Origin of the sequence: Nocardia sp. CA-151230 (assembly GCF_050942175.1) — a bacterium.
Taxonomy (GTDB): Bacteria; Actinomycetota; Actinomycetes; order Mycobacteriales; family Mycobacteriaceae; genus Nocardia.
This window is the reverse complement of record NZ_CP192061.1, coordinates 6,942,470-6,964,022: the sequence shown is the minus strand read 5'-3', so window position 1 is coordinate 6,964,022 and position 21,553 is coordinate 6,942,470. Positions and strand designations below refer to the sequence as shown.

At 66.8% G+C, this 21,553-nt stretch carries 18 protein-coding genes and 1 riboswitch; of the genes, 7 read left to right on the top strand and 11 right to left on the bottom strand.

Going from position 1 to position 21,553, the window contains the following annotated elements; translation table 11 throughout:
- Positions 1–105 precede the first annotated feature (105 nt).
- The 6 genes from ACQP1O_RS32835 to ACQP1O_RS32810 all read left to right on the top strand — a co-directional run bounded on the left by ACQP1O_RS32835 (position 106) and on the right by ACQP1O_RS32810 (position 7,667).
- Entirely contained in the window at positions 106–1,578 is a 1,473-nt protein-coding gene (locus ACQP1O_RS32835) for a class I adenylate-forming enzyme family protein (RefSeq protein ID WP_433562251.1), read from the top strand.
- 8 nt (positions 1,579–1,586) lie between these two features.
- Positions 1,587–3,302, top strand: coding sequence for a DUF3556 domain-containing protein (locus ACQP1O_RS32830; RefSeq protein ID WP_433562250.1), 1,716 nt, complete (start codon positions 1,587–1,589; stop codon positions 3,300–3,302).
- A complete protein-coding gene (locus ACQP1O_RS32825; RefSeq protein ID WP_433562249.1) occupies positions 3,299–4,714 on the top strand; it encodes a phytoene desaturase family protein in 1,416 nt (471 codons plus the stop codon). Before ACQP1O_RS32830 ends, ACQP1O_RS32825 begins: the two co-directional genes overlap by 4 nt.
- Before the next feature lie 117 nt (positions 4,715–4,831).
- Positions 4,832–5,710 carry an SDR family NAD(P)-dependent oxidoreductase gene (locus ACQP1O_RS32820; protein ID WP_433562248.1) on the top strand — a complete coding sequence of 293 codons (879 nt, stop codon included), beginning with the start codon at positions 4,832–4,834 and terminating at the stop codon, positions 5,708–5,710.
- On the top strand, positions 5,707–7,056 hold the full coding sequence (locus ACQP1O_RS32815; RefSeq protein WP_433562247.1) for a WS/DGAT/MGAT family O-acyltransferase: 1,350 nt from the start codon (positions 5,707–5,709) through the stop codon (positions 7,054–7,056). The genes ACQP1O_RS32820 and ACQP1O_RS32815 overlap by 4 nt, the downstream gene beginning before the upstream one ends.
- Positions 7,057–7,142: 86 nt before the next feature.
- On the top strand, positions 7,143–7,667 hold the full coding sequence (locus tag ACQP1O_RS32810; RefSeq protein ID WP_433562246.1) for a hypothetical protein: 525 nt from the start codon (positions 7,143–7,145) through the stop codon (positions 7,665–7,667).
- A gap of 39 nt (positions 7,668–7,706) precedes the next feature.
- Here ACQP1O_RS32810 and ACQP1O_RS32805 read toward each other — a convergent pair whose 3' ends face one another.
- From ACQP1O_RS32805 to ACQP1O_RS32785, 5 genes are all read right to left on the bottom strand, one after another.
- Positions 7,707–8,882, bottom strand: coding sequence for a bifunctional 2-methylcitrate synthase/citrate synthase (locus tag ACQP1O_RS32805; protein ID WP_433562245.1), 1,176 nt, complete (start codon positions 8,880–8,882; stop codon positions 7,707–7,709).
- Positions 8,882–9,796 (bottom strand): methylisocitrate lyase, encoded by a 915-nt coding sequence (gene prpB, locus ACQP1O_RS32800; RefSeq protein WP_433562244.1) that lies wholly within the window; start codon positions 9,794–9,796, stop codon positions 8,882–8,884. Before prpB ends, ACQP1O_RS32805 begins: the two co-directional genes overlap by 1 nt.
- Complete coding sequence (gene prpD / locus ACQP1O_RS32795; RefSeq protein WP_433562243.1) at positions 9,796–11,298, bottom strand: 2-methylcitrate dehydratase PrpD; 1,503 nt, start codon at positions 11,296–11,298, stop codon at positions 9,796–9,798. The genes prpB and prpD overlap by 1 nt, the downstream gene beginning before the upstream one ends.
- 213 nt (positions 11,299–11,511) lie before the next feature.
- Complete coding sequence (metE, locus tag ACQP1O_RS32790; protein ID WP_433562242.1) at positions 11,512–13,770, bottom strand: 5-methyltetrahydropteroyltriglutamate--homocysteine S-methyltransferase; 2,259 nt, start codon at positions 13,768–13,770, stop codon at positions 11,512–11,514.
- Between the two features lie 138 nt (positions 13,771–13,908).
- Positions 13,909–14,126, bottom strand: a riboswitch (cobalamin riboswitch).
- Positions 14,127–14,308: 182 nt separating this feature from the next.
- Positions 14,309–15,076, bottom strand: coding sequence for a class I SAM-dependent methyltransferase (locus ACQP1O_RS32785; RefSeq protein WP_433562241.1), 768 nt, complete (start codon positions 15,074–15,076; stop codon positions 14,309–14,311).
- Positions 15,077–15,368: 292 nt separating this feature from the next.
- On the opposite strand from ACQP1O_RS32785, the gene ACQP1O_RS32780 reads away from it, so the two are divergent.
- Complete coding sequence (locus ACQP1O_RS32780; RefSeq protein ID WP_433562240.1) at positions 15,369–15,572, top strand: zinc transporter Slc39a7; 204 nt, start codon at positions 15,369–15,371, stop codon at positions 15,570–15,572.
- Positions 15,573–15,718: 146 nt separating this feature from the next.
- Here the strand turns inward: ACQP1O_RS32780 and ACQP1O_RS32775 are convergent, their stop codons facing one another.
- The 6 genes from ACQP1O_RS32775 to ACQP1O_RS32750 form a co-directional block, all read right to left on the bottom strand.
- Positions 15,719–16,801 (bottom strand): serine hydrolase domain-containing protein, encoded by a 1,083-nt coding sequence (locus ACQP1O_RS32775; protein WP_433562239.1) that lies wholly within the window; start codon positions 16,799–16,801, stop codon positions 15,719–15,721.
- Between the two features lie 158 nt (positions 16,802–16,959).
- Positions 16,960–17,628 carry a response regulator gene (locus ACQP1O_RS32770; RefSeq protein WP_433562238.1) on the bottom strand — a complete coding sequence of 223 codons (669 nt, stop codon included), beginning with the start codon at positions 17,626–17,628 and terminating at the stop codon, positions 16,960–16,962.
- A complete protein-coding gene (locus tag ACQP1O_RS32765; RefSeq protein WP_433567876.1) occupies positions 17,616–18,707 on the bottom strand; it encodes a sensor histidine kinase in 1,092 nt (363 codons plus the stop codon). Before ACQP1O_RS32765 ends, ACQP1O_RS32770 begins: the two co-directional genes overlap by 13 nt.
- A gap of 2 nt (positions 18,708–18,709) precedes the next feature.
- On the bottom strand, positions 18,710–19,357 hold the full coding sequence (locus ACQP1O_RS32760; RefSeq protein WP_433562237.1) for a DedA family protein: 648 nt from the start codon (positions 19,355–19,357) through the stop codon (positions 18,710–18,712).
- Positions 19,358–19,431: 74 nt separating this feature from the next.
- Positions 19,432–20,361 (bottom strand): serine hydrolase domain-containing protein, encoded by a 930-nt coding sequence (locus ACQP1O_RS32755; RefSeq protein WP_433567875.1) that lies wholly within the window; start codon positions 20,359–20,361, stop codon positions 19,432–19,434.
- 248 nt (positions 20,362–20,609) lie between these two features.
- Positions 20,610–21,434 carry a MerR family transcriptional regulator gene (locus ACQP1O_RS32750; protein WP_433562236.1) on the bottom strand — a complete coding sequence of 275 codons (825 nt, stop codon included), beginning with the start codon at positions 21,432–21,434 and terminating at the stop codon, positions 20,610–20,612.
- Positions 21,435–21,553 lie beyond the last annotated feature (119 nt).

Sequence of the window (21,553 nt, the reverse complement as noted above, 5' to 3'; positions counted from 1 at the left end):
ACAGCACAAATGGGTTGGAAAAGTTCAGGCTGACCGCCTGTGGTGTGCCTCACTGCAAGGGACCTATCTTGACTGCACACAGCGTTGAGAGGTCAGGAACACAGCATGCATTTCGCGACATTGCCCGATGTGCGGGCCGCACAGTCCCCCGAGGGGCTCTGTCTGGCCGACGACGAGTCGGGCTCGATCACCAATGCCGAGTTCCTGGCGAGGGTCACCTCTTGCGCCGGGCGGCTGGCGCGGGCCGGTGTCGGTGCCGGTGACGTCGTCGCGATCATGCTTCCGAACCGGCTCGAGCTGGTCGTGGTGATGTTCGCGGCGTGGCGACTCGGGGCAGCGGCCACGCCGGTGAACCCGTGGCTGACGGTGGAGGAAGCCCAATACCAGCTCGACGACGCCGGTGCCGGTGTGCTGGTGTGCGGCGACGATACGGCCGCCGAGATCGGTGCGCCGGTCCGGCTCGCGTTGGCGGAACTGAACCGCGGCGGCGGTGCCGATGCCACCGCGGTTCCGGTGGCAGACGATGCGGCACTGGCCCTGCTGATCTATACCTCCGGCTCCACCGGCCGGCCCAAGGGTGTCGAGCTGACGCACGCGAACATCATGGGCGAATGCGTTGCGCTGCAAGCGGTCACCGGGGCCGCGGCGGATGACCACAGCATGCTGATCCTGCCGCTGTTCCATGTCAACGGAATCGTCGCCGGCACCCTGACTCCGTTGCTGTCGGGCGGCCGGGTGACCATTACCGGACGGTTCCATCCGGACACGTTCTTCGGTCTCGTGGAACGAATCCGCCCGACCTATTTCTCGGCGGTGCCCACGATCGTCAACCTGCTGTCCGCGCTGCCGGCGGACGTCACTCCGGACACGTCGTCGCTGAAATTCGTCGCGTGCGGCGCCGCGCCGATGACCGCGGCCGCGATCGAGCGTTTCGAGTCCCGGTTCGGGGTGCCGATCTGTGAGGGATACGGGCTGTCGGAGGCGTCGTGCGCGAGCACGCTCAACCCGCTGCACGGGCTGCGCAAGCCCGGCACGGTCGGCCTGCCGCTGCCCGGTCACGAGATCGCGATCCTGGGTGCCGACGGCGAATTCGTCACCGGCGGTTCGACCGGCGAAGTACTGATCAAGGGCCCGATGGTGATGCGCGGCTACCTGGGCCGACCGGAGGCGACCTCCGAAGCGGTCGTCGACGGCTGGCTGCACACCGGCGACATCGGCAGCCTCGACGAGGACGGCTACCTGGTCCTGGTGGACCGGGTCAAGGACATGATCATCCGCGGTGGCGAGAACATCTACCCCAAGGAGCTCGAAGGAGCCCTGCTCTCGCACCCCCGGGTGCAGGAGGCCGCGGTGGTCGGCCGGCCCGACGACACGTACGGGGAAGTGCCCGTCGCATTCGTCGCCTACCGGGACGGTCAGGTCGTCGCGGCCGAGGAGTTGACCGCACATCTGCGGAACCTGCTGGCCAAGTTCAAGATTCCCGCCGACTTCATCACCGTCGAGTGGCTGCCACGCAACCCGATCGGCAAGATCGACAAGCCCGGACTGCGGCGCCGGCTCGCCGAGATCGCGAAGTAGGTGCGCACGTGGGATTTCTGGTTCCGGACTTTCCGGATGTCGAACCGACACGGTGGCAGGCGGCCTCTCGGGCCGAGAAGATGCGTGTCATGGCGGTGCACTGGGCCGAACACGGTTTCGGCACGCCGTGGGGAGTGTTCCCGCTGTACCTGATCAAATGCGCGGTCTACCTCGCCGCCGCGGCGACGGTGATCGGGCTGACACCGGGTTTCGATGGCGTCGGCCATCTGGCCGACTGGTGGGCGCAGCCGCTGGCGTACCAGAAGTTCATCGTGTGGACCCTGCTGTGGGAGATCATCGGTTTGGGCTGCGGCTCCGGACCGCTCACGCTCCGGTTCCTGCCGCCGATCGGCGGCATCCTGTACTTCCTGCGCCCGGGCACCATCCGGCTGGCGCCGTGGCCGGGCAAGGTGCCGTTCACCCGCGGCGACCGCCGCACAGTCGCCGACGTCGCGCTGTATGCGGTCGTGCTGGGGTCCGGCGGCTGGGCGCTGTCGAGCAGCGGCACGGACGCCGGGCTGCTCGATGTCCGCACCGTGATCCCGATGCTGGTCGCGCTGGGGCTGCTCGGGCTGCGCGACAAGACGGTGTTCCTGGCCGCGCGCGGCGAGCACTACGCGCTCGCGGTGGTGATGTTCTTCTTCCCCGCCACCGATCAGATCATCGGCTGGAAGCTGATCATGCTGGCGCTGTGGTGGGGCGCGGCGACATCCAAACTGAATCACCACTTCCCGTTCGTCGTATCGGTGATGATGAGCAATAGCCCGGTCATGCGGCTGAAGTGGCTCAAACGCAAGATGTACCGAGACTTCCCGCACGATCTGCGCGCGTCGCGACTGCCGTTCACCCTCGCCCACCTCGGTACCGTGATCGAATACCTGATCCCGGCCTACCTGGTGTTCGCCGGCCACGGCGGCACACTGACGTGGATCGCGATCATCGCCATGATCGTGTTCCACCTGCACATCGTCTCGACCGTGCCGATGGGAGTGCCGCTGGAATGGAACGTCTTCTTCATCGTCAGCATCCCGTTGCTGTTCGGGCAGCATGCGGCGGTCAGCGTTTTCGACCTGGATTCCCCACTGCCGGCTGTCATCCTGCTGCTGTCGCTGGTCGTGGTCCCGATGATCGGAAACCTTGAACCGCAATGGATTTCGTTCCTGCCGTCGATGCGCTACTACGCGGGCAACTGGCCCACCAGTACCTGGCTGTTCCGCGGCGGCGCCCAGGACAAGATCGAACAGCACGTCACGAAGAGCTCGGCGGTGGTGACCACCCAGCTGGCGAGGCTGTACGGACCACACGGCATGGATCTGATGCTCACCAAGGGCATGACCTGGCGGGCGATGCACCCTCACGGCCGGGCGCTGAACACGCTCGTCGAGCGGGCCGTCGACGACCTGGCCGACTACACCGTCCTCGACGGTGAAGCGGTCGCCGGCGTCACGGTGGGCTGGAATTTCGGTGACGGCCACCTGCACAACGAACAACTGGTCGCCGCCCTGCAGCGGCGTTGCGGCTTCGCACCCGGAGAACTGCGTGTAGTGGTGCTCGAGTCCCAGCCGATTCACCGGCAGCGCCAGCACTACCGGATCGTGGACGCGGCGACCGGACTGATCGAGCAGGGCTACGTCCAGGTGGCCGACATGATCGCCCGGCAACCCTGGCCCGACGCGGCCGACCCCGTTCCGGTGCAGCCGATCGGTACCGAGGTGGCGCGATGACCACCGCGGTCGTGATCGGGTCCGGCCCGAACGGACTCGCCGCGGCGGTCACCCTGGCACGCAACGGCGTCGAGGTCACCGTCCTCGAGGGTGCCGATGAGATCGGTGGCGGCACCCGCTCGAGCGAACTCACGCTGCCCGGTCTGCTGCACGACCACTGCGCGATGGCCCATCCGATGGCCGTCGGCTCCCCGTTCCTGACCGGTATCGACAGCGAACGGTACGGGCTGCGATGGGGGTGGGCGCCGATCGACTGCGCGCATCCGCTCGACGACGGCACCGCCGGGCTGCTGTACCGGTCGGTCACCGACACCGCGACAGGTCTGGGCGCCGACGGACCGACCTGGCGGCGACTCTTCGAATCGTCTGCGCGGCATTACGATTCGCTGTCCGACGACTTCATGCGGCCGCTGATGCGGATACCGTCGCACCCGATCCGGATGGCCCGCTTCGGCCTGCCCACCCTCGTGCCCGCCGAGCAGCTGACCCGGCTGCTGCGCACCCCGCAAGGGGCGGCGTTGTTCGCGGGCAACATGGCCCACGGCTGGCAACCCCAGCACCGGGTGCTGTCCGCGGCGATCGGGCTCGGGATCACCGTCGCCGGCCATCGGCACGGCTGGCCGGTCGCGATCGGGGGATCCCGCGCCATCACCGACACCATGGCCGCCGTGCTCATCGACCACGGCGGCAAGATCGAAACCGGAACCTGGATACGCAGCGCCGATCAAATCCCGCCCGCCGACCTGGTGCTGTTCGATCTGTCCCCGACCGCGGTCGCGGACATCCTCGGTGAGCGGCTGCCGTCACGCATCGCCCGCGCCTACCGCCGGTACCGGTACGGGCCGGCCGCATACAAGATCAGCCTCGCCGTCCACGGCGGGATCCCGTGGACCAACTCGGACGCCCGCCGCGCGGGCTCACTGCACGTCTGTGGCAGCGCCGCCGAGATCCGGGCCGCCGAACGCGACGTCCGCGCCGGGCGGATGCCCGAGCGTCCCTTCCTGGTACTCGGGCAGCAGTACCTGGCCGACCCCGGCCGGTCGGCCGGAGATGTCCACCCGATCGACGTCTACGCCCATGTGCCGCAAGACTATTCCGGCGATGCCGCAGGCCCGATCATGAACCAGATCGAGCGGTTCGCCCCCGGCTTCCGGGACCGGGTTCTGGCGATGACCATCACCGACCCCATCGAATTCGCCCGCTACAACCCGAATTACGTGACGGGAGACATCCTGACCGGCGACAAGAACATTCGCCAGCTCGTCTTCGGCGGACCCCGAATCACCCTGCGGCCCTACCACATCACCGACGGCATGTTCCTGTGCTCGGCAGCCGTCCCGCCGGGGCCGGGCGCGCACGGCATGAGCGGCTACAACGCGGCCGTCGCAGCGCTATCGACCATCCACCACTGACAACCTTCCCGGCCGTGCGTGCCCGCGTGAACAGCGCGCGGCCTCACAGCCTTGCTGTTGCGCACATTGTCGTGCCGAATTCGCCAGAGCCGCATTACCGCTCGCGATTCTCCCCGTATGACGAGATGGAACGACAAGAAGGAACCCCGCATGCCGCGTTACAACCTGGAAGGAAGAACGGTCGCCATCACCGGTGCGACCGGCGGCCTCGGTCGCGCGCTCGCCACGGAACTGCGCAGAGGTGGTGCCCGGCTCGCGCTGATGGCCACCAACCAGGCCGCACTCGACGAGCTCTGCGGCGAACTGGGATCGCTGGACCAAGCGCGCGGATGGCAGGTCGACGTACGTGACTTCGACAGCGTCCGGACTGCCGTGGACGCCGCGGCACAGCATTTCGGCGGCATCGACGTTGTCATCGCGAACGCCGGTGTCGAAGCCGTGGCACCGGTATCGAAGACCGACCCCGATGAATTCGCCCGGCTCGTCGACATCAACCTCAACGGTGTATGGCGCACCTTCAAGGCCGGATTGCCGCACGCGCGCAAACGTCGCGGGTATCTGCTGGCGATCTCGTCGATGGCGGCATTCGTGCACTCGCCACTGCAAACCGGTTACACGGCGAGCAAAGCCGGCGTCTGGGCGTTGTGTGACAGCCTGCGGCTGGAGGTCCGGCACGAAGGCGTGACCGTCGCGAGCGCGCACCCCACCTTCTTCCCCACGCCGATGACCGACAACATGGTCGCCGACCCCGCCGGCCGCACACTGTGGGGAGGGCATTCGAACCTGTTGTGGCGGATGGTATCGCTGGAATCGGTCGTCGACCAGATCGTCCGCGGCATCGAATCGCGATCCGAGTTCATCGTCGCCCCTTCGCATCTGGCGTTCGTGGCGAAGCTGCCCGGTCTGTTCCGGCCATTGGTCGAGTCGGTGGGATTCTCCACGAAGACGATCACCACCGCCATCGAGCTCGCCACGCCCTCCCGGGGGCGCAAGTGAAGCTCATCGACCCGGCCGACTACGTCTTCCTGGCCCTCGAGGGGCGGGAGCGTCCGCTGCACGTCGGCGGCCTGCAGCTGTTCACACCACCGGACGGCAGCGGCCCGGAGTTCGCCCGGCAACTGCACGCCACGATGCTGCAGACGCCGGCGGTCTCCCCGCGCTTCGGACAGCGCCTGAAATCGGTGTCGCTGACGCCGCGGCGACTGATGTGGTCCGACGACTCCGACATCGACCTCGACTACCACGTGCGGCTGTCGGCGCTACCGCGCCCCGGCCGCATCCGCGAGCTCCTCGAGATGACCTCCCACTGGCACAGCGCACTGCTCGATCGGCACCGGCCGCTGTGGGAAGTCCACATCATCGACGGGCTCGCCGACGGGCGCATCGCCGTCTACACCAAAATGCACCACGCGATCGGCGACGGCGTGACAGCGCTGAAGCTCATGCAATCCTCACTGTCGGAGAATCCGGCCGCGCGCGGCCTCCCGCCATTCTTCGCACCACGTCCCCGGCGTCGGCCACACCCGGCCAAGCCACTGTGGCGCCACGCCCTCGATCTGTCCGGTCAGGCGGCAGGATTGATCCCTGCGGCGGCCCGGATCGGCGCTCGGATCGTCACAGAACGGGGTATGTCACTGCCCATGACCGCACCCCGCACGATTTTCAACGTCCCGATCGGAGGAGCGCGCCGATTCGCGGCCCAGTCGTGGGAGATCGCCCGGGTTCGTTGCGTCGCGTCGGCGCTGGGATGCACGCTCAACGACGCGGTCCTGGCCATGTGCGGTGGCGCGCTGCGCGCCTACCTGATCGAACAGAACGCGCTGCCGGACAAGTCGCTCGTCGCATTCGTCCCGGTCTCCCTGCACCGCAACTCCGGCGGCGAATCGTCGAACGCGGTCGGCGCCGTACTCGCCGACCTCGGAACAAGCACCGACGACCCGATCGTGCGGATGGCTTCGGTCACCAGATCCATGCGGCAGGGAAAGGAACTGCTCTCCGGCCTCACTCCCGCCCAGGCGATGGCGGTGTCGGCCGGGCTGCTCACCAGCTTCACCACCGCGAACCTGACCGGGACCACACAGATGGTGCCGCCGAGTTTCAACGTGTGTATCTCGAACGTGCCCGGACCGAAGAACCCGTTGTACTGGGACGGCGCCCGGCTCGAGGGGGTATACCCGGTCTCGCTGATCATGGACGGCGCCGCCCTCAACATCACCTTGTGCAGCAACGCCGGAACGCTCGATTTCGGCATCATCGGCTGCCGCAAAGCGGTACCGCACCTGCAGCGGCTACTCGGTCACCTCGAGGATTCACTGGTGGCCCTCGAGCAGGCAGCGCGCTGACTACGAGCACACGGTCAACCCGGCCTTCTGTGCAGTCGTTCTTCCGGAACCATACTGCCGCACCATTATTCGCAGGAACGGATGAAATGAGCATCGAACCGGTCGACACCGTTGCGCGCCTGGCCTCCGGCGGCCGGCTGTTCCGGCCCTCCTACACCACGGTCCACGAGGACGGTACCGGTCTCGCCGGTATCCTCGTCCCGCAACAGGGTCCCAGCTACGCCCTGGCCAAACGCCTGCAACGCTGGCGCGGCGTCCTCGCCGAACGCGACGGCCACACCGTCTCCTTCAACGTCGCCCCCGCCTCATGGACCCGCTCGGTCACCCGCAACCGCGCTCTCGCCAGCGCCTACCGCGGCGCACACCACTTCGACGTCGAAGTATTCGAACCCGACACCTGCCGTGTACTGATGGCCGCCCTGCTCGTACACGACCTGCACCACCAGCCCACCCCACGAGCCGACCCCGAGACGTTGTTCAGCGACCAGGCCATGCACGGCGGGCTGTGGCGCAGCGCCTACGAACCCAAATCCGCACTCGGAGTCGCAGCACTGATCGGCAGCATCCTGCCGCGACTGGCGGCCGGGCAGCCGAGGCCGAGCAGGTGCTGATGAGCCGGAAACGGTTGCAGGCCGGTCGAGTTCGATGCGTCAGGCGACGACGGAACGTTGTGGGACGCCGACGTATTGGCTCAGCGGGCGGATCAGGGCGTTGGAGGTGCCCTGTTCGATGATGTGGGCGGTCCAGCCGGTGATGCGGCTCATGACGAAGATCGGGGTGAAGGACTCTATGTCGAAGCCGAGCAGGTAATAGGCGGGGCCGGTGGGGAAGTCGAGGTTCGGTTCGAGGCCGGTGGTCTCGGCCATGGTGTGTTCGAGGGTCTCGTATATGCGTACCCAGCGCCGGCCGTCGGTGGCGGCGGCGATGTCCAGGAACGCCTCTTTCATGGTCGGTACCCGTGAGTCGCCGTTCTTGTAGACCCGGTGGCCGAAGCCCATCACCTTTTCCCTGCGGGAGAGCTTGTCGCGCAGCCACTCCGCGGCCAGTGCCGGGTCGCCGATCTCGAGCATGTCGTGCATGACCGCCTCGTTGGCGCCGCCGTGCAGCGGACCCTTGAGTGCGCCGATGGCGGCGGTGACCGCGCTGTAGATATCCGAGAGCGTCGAGGTGACCACGCGGGCGGCGAAGGTGGAGGCGTTGAAGCTGTGCTCCGCGTACAGGATCAGCGAGATCTCGAACGCTCGCACCATTTCCGGTGCGGGCACCTTGCCGAAGCACATGTTCAGGAAGTTCTCGGCGAAGCCCAGATGTGAGTGCGGCGCAATGGGATCCAGGCCGTGGCGGCGGCGGTGATCGGCGGCCACGATGGTCGGCAGGACCGCCATCATGCGCAGGGCCTTGGCGCGGTTGGCCTGCGGCGAATTGTCGTCCTCGGCCGGATCCTCCGCGCCCAGGTAGCTGATGGCCGTGCGGACGACATCCATCGGATGGCAGTTCTCCGGCAGCTTGGCGACCAGCGACAGCAACGACCGATCCACCCGGCGCGCGGCCCGTTCCTGCTGGAGGAACCGCTCCAGCTGTGCGTCACCGGGCAGTTCGCCGTACCACAGCAGGTAGGCGACCTGCTCGAAGCTGCAGTGCGCCGCCAGATCCTGCACGGCGTAGCCGCGGTAGGTCAGGGAGTTGGTTTCCGGCACCACCTTGGAGATCGCGGTGGTGTCGACGACAACGCCGGCGAGGCCCTTGTAGATGGTCGGAATCGCGGTCTCCGGCCCACCCGTCGCCCCACCACCACCCCTCGTCGAATCGCTGCGCGATGCGGCCATCACTGGTTCCTTCCCAGGGTGAAATTGAAGATGTCGGAATCGAATTCGTTGTATCGCTCGTATCGCAGGAGTTCGTAGAGCCGGCCGCGGTGTTGCATGCGATCCAGCAGCCCGGACTGGGTTCCGGTCGTTGCGATCTCGCGGAGCCCGATTTCGGTGGCGAACATGGCCAGCCGCAGCGTGGTGACCGGGTAGATGACGGCGTTGTAGCCGATCGACTCGAGCGTCCGCGCCGGAATCAGTTCGGACTTGCCGAACTCGGTCATGTTGGCCAGCAACGGAATCGAGATCGCGGCGCGGAACTTCTCGAAGTCGGCCGCGGTGTACAGCGCCTCGGTGAAGATCAGGTCCGCACCGGCGTCGGCGTAGGCTGCGGCTCGCTCGATGGCGGCGTCCATGCCCTCGATCCCGGCGGCGTCGGTGCGCGCACAGATCACGAAATTCGGATCTCGGCGGGCCGAGACCGCCGCGCGCAGGCGGCGCACCATGTCGGCGGTGGGCACCACGGCCTTGCCTTCGAGGTGGCCGCAGCGCTTGGGATTGACCTGATCCTCGAGGTGCAGGCCGGCGATCCCGGCGTCCTCCATGACCGTGACCGTGCGGGCGGCGCTCATGGGTTCACCGAACCCGGTGTCGGCGTCGATGAGCACCGGAAGGTCGGTGACGCGGGCGATCTGCTGCCCGCGCCCGGACACCTCGGTCAGGGTGGTCAGCCCGATATCGGGCAGGCCCAGATCGGCGGAGAGCACCGCGCCGGAGACGTAGACGCCTTCGAAGCCGATTTCCTGAATCAGCTTGGCCACCAACGGATTGAACGCACCCGGGAACCGTTGAATCGTGCCGGAGTTCAGGCCTGCCCTGAAGGCGGCACGTTTGCCGGCAGCCGAGGTGGCGGCAGCGAGCAGGCCGGTCATCAGAACAGTCCCTTCGGCGATCGGGGCGCGCGGGCGAGCACATCCGGCGAGACGGTGAAGGTGAGCTCCGGCAGCTCGTTCGCGGACAGCTCGCCCGCGCGCTGGGCCACCTCGAGGAAGCGGTCCTGCTCGATGGGCTCGATGATGCCCTCGGCGAGGGTGCGGAACTTGGCGATGTATCGATCGCGGGCAAAGGGACGCGCGCCCAGCGGATGCGCGTCGGCGACGGCCAACTCGTCGACGATCACCTCACCGCTCTTCAGCGTCACCTCGGCGCGCGCGCCGAACGCCTTCTCGTTCGGATCGGTCGAGTGATAACGACGCGTCCACTCCGGGTCCTCGGCGGTGGAGATCTTGTTCCACAGCTCGATCGTGTCGGGCCGCTGCGCGCGCTCGGGCGCATACGAGCGCTCGTGATGCCAGGTGCCGTCCTGCAGCGCGACCGCGAAGATGTACATGACCGAGTGATCCAGGGTCTCGCGAGAGGCCTTGGGATCGAACTTCTGCGGATCGCCGGAACCGGTGCCGATCACGTAGTGGGTGTGGTGACTGGTGTGCAGCACGATCGACGCGATCTGATCCAGGTCACCGATCCGCTCCCGCATTCGCCGCGCCAGGTCGATCGGGGCCTGGCTCTGGTATTCGGCCGAATGCTCCTTGGTGTAGGTGTCGAGGATGCCGCGCTTGGGCTCGCCCGGACCCGGTAGCGGGACCGAGTATTCGGCATTCGGGCCGCCGAGCAGCCAGGCGATCACACCGTCCTCACCCTCCCAGATCGGTGCGGGCGCACCCTCACCGCGCATGGCGCGATCCACGGCCTCCACGGCCATCTTCCCGGCGAAGGCCGGTGCGTAGGCCTTCCAGCTCGAGATCTCGCCCTTACGGGACTGACGGGTCGCGGTGGTGGTGTGCAGCGCCTGACCGACAGCCTGGTAGATGGTCTCGGGGTCCAGGCCGAGGAGCGTGCCGATACCGGCGGCGGCCGACGGGCCCAGGTGGGCGACATGGTCGATCTTGTGCTCGTGCAGGCAGATTGCGCGCACCAGGTCGACCTGGATCTCGTAACCCGTTGCCAGACCGCGGATCAGGTCGCGGCCGGTGCGGCCGGTGTGCTGCGCGACGGCCAGGATCGGCGGGATGTTGTCGCCCGGGTGCGAATACTCGGCGGCCAGGAAGGTGTCGTGGAAGTCGAGTTCGCGCACCGCGACCCCATTGGCCCACGCCGCCCACTCCGGGGAGTACGAGCCCTCGACCGCGAATACGGTGGCGCCCGGCCGGTAGGGGTGGGCCAACGCCTGGGCACGGGCATCGGCGACCGGGCGGCGGGCGATCGAGGCCGCCGCGACCGCCGCATTGTCGATGATCCGGTTGACGATCATCGCCTCCACCTCCGGAGTGACCTCCACGGCATCCGCGGCGACCTCGGCGATCCGCCACGCGAGGTGTTCCTCGCGGGGGAAGTGCTCGGCGGAGCGGTGGGTGCGGACGAGATGGTGCTTCACGGTCGGGTCCTCCCAGACGTCGATTTCACCGGTACATTCCGGACGCTACCGAGCGCTGTATTCGGCTTGAATACCTCGCAATTGCCTACTTTTGCGGACCCGGCCCTGCAAATCTGTGAAAGTTGCGGAGACACCGCGTGTCGGCCGCGTCTTCGGGTGGGCTGTGGAAACCGAGCCGGGACGCCCCGTGCTGCGGAGCGCCCCGGCGCGCGGTCAGCGCAGCGCCTGTGCCGCTGCTACCAGGTTGCGCAGCGAGGCGGTCACCTCATCGGTGCGACGCGTCTTGAGCCCGCAGTCCGGATTGGCCCAGAGCCGTTCGGCCGGAACGGCTTTCAGCGCCAGGCCCAGTGCCCTGCCGATCTCCTCCGGGCTCGGCACGCGCGGCGAGTGGATGTCGTACACGCCCGGCCCCACACCCAGGTCGAAGCCCGCGGCCGTGAGGTCGTCGAGCACCTCCATATGTGAGCGTGCGGCCTCGATCGAGGTGACGTCGGCATCCAATTCAGCGATGGCGCCGATGATCTCGCCGAACTCCGAGTAGCACAGGTGCGTGTGGATCTGTGTGGCGTCCGCGACGCCGGAGGTCGCCAGCCGGAACGCGTCCACCGCCCAGTCGAGGTAGGCAGCCTGGTCGGCGTGGCGCAGCGGCAGCAGTTCCCGCAGCGCGGGCTCGTCCACCTGGATGATGCCGATACCGGCCGCCTCCAGATCCACCGTCTCGTCCCGGATCGCCAGCGCTATCTGGCGTGCGGTGTCCGCGCGCGACTGATCGTCGCGGATGTAGGACCACGCCAGGATGGTGACCGGCCCGGTGAGCATGCCCTTGACCGGCTTGGTGGTCAGCGACTGTGCGTAAGTGCTCCAGCCGACCGTCATGGCCGCGGGGCGCACCACATCGCCGAACAGGATCGGGGGCCGGACGCATCGGGTGCCGTAGGACTGGACCCAGCCGTTCACGGTGGCGGCGAATCCGTCGAGTTGCTCGGCGAAGTACTGCACCATGTCATTGCGCTCCGGCTCGCCGTGCACCAGCACGTCCAGGCCGATATCCTCCTGTAGCGCAACGACTTCGGCGATCTCGGCCCGCATCCGCGCCTCGTATTCGGTCCGATCGATCTCCCCGCGCGACAGTTCCGCGCGCGCCACCCGGATCCGGCCGGTCTGCGGGAACGAGCCGATAGTTGTGGTCGGCAGCAGCGGCAGGTCCAGTCGTTGCTGCTGGAGGGTCCGCCGCTCCGCAGCCGGGGCGCGCCGGGCATCGGTCGCCCCGGCCAGGCGGGCCCGCACGGTCGCGTTGTGGAGCCGGGTGTCGGATCGCCTGTCCTGCACGGCCGTTCGCGCGATCTCCAGCTGCTCGCTGACCGCGTCCTGCCCCTCATGCAGGGCGCTCGCGAGCATCCGGATCTCCTCGATCTTCTCCGCGCCGAAGGCCAGCCACGAGCGCAGCCGTGGCTCCAGTGCGGTCTCGGCGTCCAGGCTGTAGGGAACATGCAGCAGCGAGCAGGAGCTCGATACGGCGACCTGAGCGCCGCCCTCGCGCAGGGCGGCCAGCCGGGGCAACGCGCGATCGGGATCGACGCGCCACACGTTGTAGCCGTCGACGATGCCGGCCACGACGAGCGTGTCCCGAAGCGGCTGCGCCGCAGCAACATCCGCGTCGCCGCCTGCGACCAGGTCGACGGCGATGCCCTCGACGCCGGTCGCGGCCAGTATCGGCAGCGCCGCACCCAGGCGACCGAAATACGAGGCCACCAGGAGCGCGGGCCGCGCGGACACCTCGGCCAGCCGGCGATACACGGTGTGCACCAGCGCCAGTTCGGTCTCGCTCAGGTCGGTGACCAGCACCGGTTCGTCGAGCTGTACCCAGCGCGCGCCCGTCTCCGCCAGCAGGCCCAGCAGTCGCTCGTACAGCGGCAGCAGATCGGGCAGCCGGTCCAGCAGGTCGCTGCCGTCCACCGACTTGGCCAGTTTCAGGAACGTGATCGGTCCGAGGATCACGGGACGGGCCGGAACACCCAGTGCCAGTGCCTCTTTCAGCTCTGCCAGCGGCTTCGCCGGATGCAGCGAGAACTCCGTCGCCGCCGAGAGCTCCGGCACCAGGTAGTGATAGTTGGTGTCGAACCACTTGGTCATCTCCAAGGGCGCGACCTCGGCGGTGCCGCGCGCGGCGGCGAAGTACCGGTCCAGCTCGTCCTCGATGCCGCGCACCCGGTCGGGTAGCGCGCCCAGCAGCGCCGCGGTGTCGAGCACATGGTCGTAGTACGAGAACGTCCCCACCGGAACCGAATCCAGACCGATATCGCGGATCCGCAGCAGCTGTGCGGCGCGCAGGCCCGCCGCGATGTCGTGCAGGGTCGCGGCGGCGATCCGCCCGGCCCAGTACGACTCGACCGCGCGCTTGAGTTCGCGGTTGGGCCCGATGCGCGGCAATCCGAGCACCGTGGCGGTGAAAGTGTTGTCAGGGTTCAACATCGATGAACTCCTTGGTCAGCAGCCGATGGCCGCCGCCCACACAGAGCGCACGCTGACGGAGCCCACGAAGCATCGATCCCGTGCCCGGGTCCCACTCGGCGTACCGCCCAATCCACGAGGCGACGACCGCCGGATACGGCGTATCCGGCACAACGGGCAGGTCTTCGGACTCGTGGGCATCGACCCGGGAAGGGTCGGCCCCGGCGCTCGAGGCCGGGGCTGGTCCTACTGGCCGTCGCTTCCCAGGCATCACTTGTGGCGCCCAGTGCGAATGACGGCTGTCGTTCCCACTCACCGCTGCGGGACAGTCCCGGATTCTCACCGGGTTCCCTCTCACCCGCTCGGCACACGAACGCACCGCCGGGCTTCGACGCCATCGGATGGATCAGGGGCTCCTCGACTCCACCTCCGGCGAACCAGCTGCGATGGCGAATATAGCGAAGGTTGCGGCGAACTCGATACACCGCCGCTGCGAACTGGTGCTCGGTACCCGTCTCGCGGTCGGCGGTGGCCAACGACAAGTCCGCGCTCACGCGGGTTACCGGATCCCGACGACCACGCGGTCGTCGCCGTACTGCCATACGATTCCGGATTCGACGAAGCCCGCCTCGCGTGCGAAGGCGATGTAGTCGTGGACGGTAGGCCGGTCGTCGACCGGGTGGGCGAATCCGCCGTCGCGCAGGCGGACCAGGTCGGCCAGTTCGGGAGCGTGGCCGACCGCGGCCCACCACGCGTCCCAGTCCTCGGTACTCGCGGTTCCCATGCGTTGGGCACGACGGGCGGTCATGGCTTCGCCGAGTGCGTCCAATCGCGGGCCGGCGGCTCCTTCGTGGAGATGGTCGCCGTCGACGAACAGACCGCCGGGTGCGAGTGCGTCCGCGCAGGTACGGATCAGCGCGCGAAGCGGTTCACGGTTCATCCAGTGCAGAGCGGTGGTGCTCACGAACGCATCGGGTACTCGATGCAAGCGGAGGCTGTCGAGCCAATCGCGCTCGCGCAGATCAGCGTTCACCGTACGGAATCGCGGTGACCCCAGCGTCATCTCGGCCAACGTCAGCAGCAGCGGATCCACGTCCACGCCGACGATGGTGGCGGCAGGCATTCGCGTGAGCAGCCGGTCCGACAGCGTTCCCGGCCCGACGCCGAGGTCGACGATCAACGGGTCCATCCGATCGACGAGTTCGGTCAGGACGTCACCGATCACCTCGAACCGCTGTTCGCGATCGGGCATGTAGTGCTCCTGCTGACGGTCCCACCGGCCGACCCAGTACCGCGCCCGCGACATATCGAGTTTGCTGGTCGTCACACGAATCCTCCTCGAATGTAAGGTATTTCGCGCATTCTGCGACAACCGCCGCCGAGTCCTCCCCGGTCGCCGCGCTTCGACGCCCCAGCATAAGTGCGCCGAACCCAATACAAGACCATTTAGTCCTGTTCGGAGTGAACAGACTTCCGCGGCCGCTCACCGACAGAGTCGGATATACGGGCACAACTCGTGCGCACCCGCCGATGGTCCGGGCATCCCGGATATCACCGCGTCGTGCTGGTATGCATGCATTGCCGTAAAACTCACTCGATTACAGAAAAGGAACCGGGATATGACCGACGAACATTCCCACGTCGAGACCCATACCCACCCACACAGTCACGGCACCCTGACCCATACCCACGCGCACAGCGCGCACGAGCATGACCACAGCGAGCACGAACACACCCATACACATGACGATGGGACCGAACATTCGCATCGCCATGTACATCAAAGCGATCTACTCGACGATCATTCACACACCCACGACTGAGTCGAACCGGTGATGGCGCGGTCCACGGCTCCTACCCGGGCAGCACTGGCGGCGGGACGGTTGGTGCCCGGCAGTGGCCAGATCCGCTCTCGAAGCCCCCAGCTTCCTCGCCAGCGCCCAGAACCACGTGATCGCCACATGGTTGGCTAGGGGCAGAGGGCGTCGTTGAGCACGTCGGTGAAGTTCGGCTCGTCGGCCGGGGAGTCGTTGATGGCAATCGTTACCGCGCGGCCCTGTGTGATGGCGCCGGAGATGGTGGTGAAGCCGGCGATGTTGCCGGTGTGGCCGAAATATCTGACACCGCAGGAAAGCTGAATCGCGCCGATGCCGAGGCCGTATTCGGAGGCGCTGTCCGGCGACCGGGGCAGCATCGTCAGCATGTCACGCAGTTGCGGGTCACCGATGATCTTTCCGGCGAGCAGGGCTGTGAAGAAGCGGTTCAGGTCGGTGCCGGTGGAGATCAGTGCGCCCGCCGACCAGGCCACTGACGGCTCGATGGAGGTTACGTCGGTGGGGGCGCCACCTACCAGCGTGTAGCCCTGTGGATGTGGGCCGCGGAAGCCGACCTCGCCCGGTCCGGGTAGATAGGTGGCGGAGAGTTGGTTCGGGGTGGTGACGCGATCGGCGAGTACCTCGGAATACGGCCTGTCTGTCACCTTTTCGACCAGCATGCCTGCCAGGATGAAATTGGTATTGGTGTATTTGAACCGCTCACCCGGCGAGAACTGCGCCGGATGCCGTAGCGCCACGGCGATCTCCTGCGCTGGGGTGAAAGTGCGGCCGTCGGCGGCGGCCTTGACCACATCGAGTTCCGGGTCTTTCGACATTTCGGGAAGTCCGCTGCGGTGTTGCAGGATCTGGCGGACGGTGATGTTTCGCCCGTCCACGCCGTCGCCGTTCAGCAGTCCGGGCAGGTAGGAGTCGATGGGTTCGTCGAGCCGCAGCCGCCCCTCGGATACCAATTGCATGATGAGTGCAGCCGCAAAGGTTTTGGAGATGCTCCCGACCCGCACCTGCTGCGGGGGTGCGACCGGAATCGCTGTTCGGCCGGTCCGGTCGCCGACTCCGGCAGTAAGAGTGATGGTCCGCCCGTTCTCGGTGAGGGTCGCGATCACCCCGGTGGTCCCCGCGCGCACCAGCCGGTCGATATCGTCCTGAATCCGCTCGACTCGCTTGGGCGACACCACCATCGGGGTAGTGGACACCTGCTGCGGCTGCGAGGTGGTCACACTCGTGCACCCTGTCGCTCCGACCAGCGCCATCACTGTCATCATCCACCCGATCCGCATGTTCAGACCGTAGAGACGGCTGCAGCTCCGAACATCCGGACAAACCCTGAGGCCGTCCCTGAAAGATCTACTCGGATATGCGCGCGAGCTGGGGCATGTCATTCTCCTGGGATACGGGTGGTGGTTCTTTGTTCGAGGTAGATCAGGATCGCCCGGACACGTTGGCTGTGAGCGGGGTCTTTGGTGAGGTGCAGCTTGGCGAAGATGGAGTTGATGTGTTTCTCGACAGCGCTGGTGGACAGGGACAGTCGGGCGGCGATACCGGTGTTGGTGAAGCCTTGGGCCAGGAGTTGGAGTACATCCGTTTCGCGGGGGGACAATGCCACCAGCGGGTCGGCCCGGCGTTGTTGCGCGAAGAGTTGCCGGACGACCTCGGGGTCGAATGCGGTGCCGCCTTCCGCGATTCGTTCGATGTCGGCGAGGAAGGCATCGACGTTGGCGACGCGGTCTTTGAGGAGGTATCCGACTCCGCCGATACCGGAGGTGAGCAGTTCGATCGCGTTGTGTTGTTCGACGTACTGCGACAGTACGAGCACGCCGAGGTCGGGGTACCGCGCTTTCAGCGCTCGTGCCGCGTCGATTCCCTCGGTGGAATGCGTCGGCGGCATGCGGACGTCGGCGATGACGAGATCGGGTGTGGCGCGGTCGGTTTCGTGGACGAGTTCGACCGCCGTGCCGACTGCGACGACGTCGTGACCCTCGTCGGTGAGCAAACGCAGCAGACCCTCGCGCAAAAGTGCCGAATCCTCGGCGATCACGATGCGCACGGTAGCTCCGCCGTGACAGTCGTGGGGCCGCCGACGGGGCTGTGCACTTCGAAGACGCCGTCGAGTGCGGCCACCCGGCGCCGCAGCCCGGTCAGGCCGCCGCCCTCGGGGTCGGCCCCGCCGATACCTTCGTCTCGGATCACGGTCACAAACCGGTCCGGCAGCTGGGTGACCGACACCGAGATCTCCTCCGCGCCTGAGTGTTTTGTGGCGTTGGTGACTGCCTCGGCGACCACGAAATACGCCGCCGCCGCGATCGCGGTCGGTGGTTCGCGATCGATATGCAGGTCTAGCCACAGTCGCATGGTGGTGTGTGCGGGCAGGTCCCGCAGTGCCGCCTCGAGACCGCGCTCGTCGAGGACCGAGGGATAGATCTGCCACGCCACTTCGCGCAGGTCGGCGATCAACCGGGTCGCCTCGTCGACTGCGTGGTCGAGTTCGTCGGCCAGCGCGGTTGCGTTCTGCCGCTGCAGGACTCGGCGCACGCGGCCCAGCTGCAGTGCGAGCGTGACGGTTCGCTGCTGTACCCCGTCGTGGAGGGTGCGTTCGATGCGGCGGCGCTCGTCGTCGACGGCGCCGATGACACCGGCGCGCGTGCGTTCGAGCTCCCGCAACCGCCGTTGAGTGCCATCGTCGCCCAGACACCGCATTGCCGTGGCCGCGTCACCATGGCCGAGCGCGAGGGCGAACTGGCGGCACAGGTATATGCCGACGGCTCCCACGGCCAGCGACACCGCACTGGTCATCAGCGGAATGCGATGCACCAGTGTGAGTTCCAGCGCCCACGCGAAATATCCCAGCGCGGCCGCGCCGGCCGCGATCAGCACGACACCGCCCGTGACGGCGTGCAGCGCGCGCAGTAGCACGTATCCGGCGGGGTCGCGGTCGGGTAGCTCGGCCACGGCGGTGGCGTGGAACCAGCGCACGAGTCGATGCCTTTCCTGACGGGCGTGGCGGCGCAGGCCGAGGACATCCCCGCGCGCGAGCGCCGCGAAGCCGCACAGTGCCGTGAAGGTCCCGATGACCGCGCCGACCACGGGATAGCATGCTCGGCGCGGCAGCGAGAGTTCACCGATCATGATCACGAACCCAGGCTAGACCGAGCGCGTACGCGGCGAACCACCCAGAGGATCACTGCCACGCCGGCGGCGACTCCGATGGCCAGTTGGTACCGCGCGGCATAGTCGCGGACCAGTTCCCAATTTTCGCCCAGGTGATACCCGGCCAGCACGAACAAGGTGTTCCAGATCGCGCTACCGGCGGCGGTGAGCGCGATGAACCAGCCGACCGGCATCCGCTCGACACCAGCGGGCAGCGAGACCAGACATCGCACCACCGGCACCATCCGGCCGATCAGCACCGCCTTGCGGCCGTGCCGGGCGAACCATTGTTCGCTGCGCTCGAGGTCCTCGGTCCGGATCAGCGGTAGCCGTGCCACGACGGCATACATGCGCTCCCTTCCGACCATCAGGCCGAGCAGGTACAGCACCATCGCACCGACTACTGAACCGATGGTCGTCCACACCAGCGCGCCGGCCAACGACATTTCTCCACGCGCGGCCGCGAAACCGGCCAGCGGAAGAATGATTTCGCTTGGAATGGCCGGAAACACGCTGTCGGCGGCGTTTGCCACCGCCGCGCCAGGTCCTCCGAGAGTGTGCATGATCGTCGTAGCCCACCCTGCGACACCGCCGGACTCGGCGGCGTAAACGGCTGTCAGATTGTTCATGACAGCCACGTTAGAAACCGAATGTCCGCAGAACAGTAAGGGTTTCCGGACGGCGATGTGTGGATTTCCGCACCCTACCGCAGGCAGAAAACCGCCGCCGCAGCCGCGGCGAACTCCACGAAACTGTCACCCGACGCCGATGCCAGCAGCATGGTCATGACCCGGTCGTCCGGCCCGATGAACACATAGGTGAGATAACCCAGCAACTCACCACCGTGTCCCCACAGCCGCACCCCGCACGGCAAGTCGAATCGTTGGACGCCCGAGCCGTAGTGAAAGCCCAGCCCCATCGGAACCGTCTGCTTCATCCGCTCGAGCATTGCCGCCGACAGCAGGTGACCGCTCATGAGCGCACCGATATACACGCTCAAATCCCTTGTTGTGGAGATCATCTCACCCGCGGCCCAATCCAGCGAAGGATTCTGTTCGGCGACGTCGACGGTGGCACCCGAACCGGATGTGTATCGTGCCGCTACGGCGGGGGCGCCGATCGTGGGGTCGTCACCGGGTAGTGAGGTGTCGCGCAGGCCCAATGGATCGAGGATGCGATGACGGACGGCAGCCGCATACGGCATACCCGTGACTTTCTCGATCAGTACGCCGAGCACGATGTAGTTGGTGTTCGAGTACCGGAAGCCGGTCCCGGGCGCGAAATACGGAGGATGTGAGAACGCGGCGGCCAGCAGTTCCGTCGGCGCGTGATGCCGGAAGCGATCCTCGCCGCGCCACCGGTTGGTCGACATCCCAGGTTCTTTCATGTAGTCGTACAGACCACTGGTGTGGTTGAGCAACTGGCCTACGGTGATGGATCGGCCACCGGGGACGACGTCCGGCAGGGCGCGATCGATAGGAGCGTCCAAGTCGAGGATTCCCTCCTCGGCCAGCTGCAGTACAACTGTCGCGACGAATGTCTTCGTCACGCTCCCGATCCGGAAATGTGTTTGCGGGGTCACCGTCTCGCCTGCATGCCAGATCTGTGTCCCGTGCCTATCCGATACCTGCATCATCGCGGCTGTCACCGGACCAACGGCACTTCGATCCACGATGAAACCGATCACGTCTCCCCGGTCGGCCATCAGCAACAGGGCCACTCCTGCCGGCAGCCCCACCACCACGGACAACACAACTATCAATATCCGTCGAAGTATTCGCACTCGCCGAAACTATGGCCAGGCCGAACCCTGGACCATCCGGCAAACCGCCGAAATTCCCTGCGGGAAACCGTGTTCGGCACAGACGAAGTGTGGACCGGTCAGAGGGTGCTCTGGTCCCTGACGACCGGTTCCTGGAACTCGGTGACCCAGTCGTCGAGGTTCGCGGGGCATTCCAGGTTGGTCTCCCTGGGATAGCCGATGGAGCGAAAGCCATTGGCGTCGATCCATCGGGCCAAGGTTTGGAAGGTGGGCAGGCTGGCGGCCATCGACCCGCGATGCACGATGGTCGCGGCCTGCTCGATGGCAGGAAGATCCACGATCCGCAGTCCGTCCTCTTCCATGAGAGGCGCGCACACCTCGACACCGGCATGGACGAGGACCCCGCCGTCGGGGGAGTCGTCGTAGTGGGCGATGCCGGGACCCGACGGCGTGATGCCCGCGACCTCCAGACGCCGGAACAGTTCGTCGTACAGCGGTTGGATGACCGGACCGATACTGTCCAAGTCCGGTGCCACACCGGTGAGTTCGGCGATCCGCACGCTCGGCAGACTCTTCACTACCACATCGTTTTCGGGCATCTGCCCCTCGCTCTCGATCGAGCGGAGCCTCGCCTCGACCTGAACCAACCTGGCCGAGGTGGCCTGCATGGTCGCTTCCAGTTCCGCTCGCCGCAGCCGCAGCATGGCACGCAGTTCGGCGATGGTGACCGTCTCGTCCAGAATCTCCCCGACCTGCTGGAGGGTGAATCCCAGTTCTTTGAGCGCGATGATGCGGTTGAGGCGGGCCAGCTGGTCGGCGTTGTAGTAGCGATAGCCGCTGGCCGGGTCGACTCGAGCCGGGTGCAAGAGGCCGGTCGCGTCGTAGTGACGCAGCATCCGGACCGATACGCGGCCGTGCCGGGCGAAGTCTCCGATAATGAACATGACGCCTCCCAGCTGACCGCCTGACACTGTGTAAGAGTCAAGAACCTACCTTCAGCGGTGGCCGTCTTCGGACTGCTGCGCCACCGTTCTCTGAACATCAGAGCTCATGTGCCACTCCC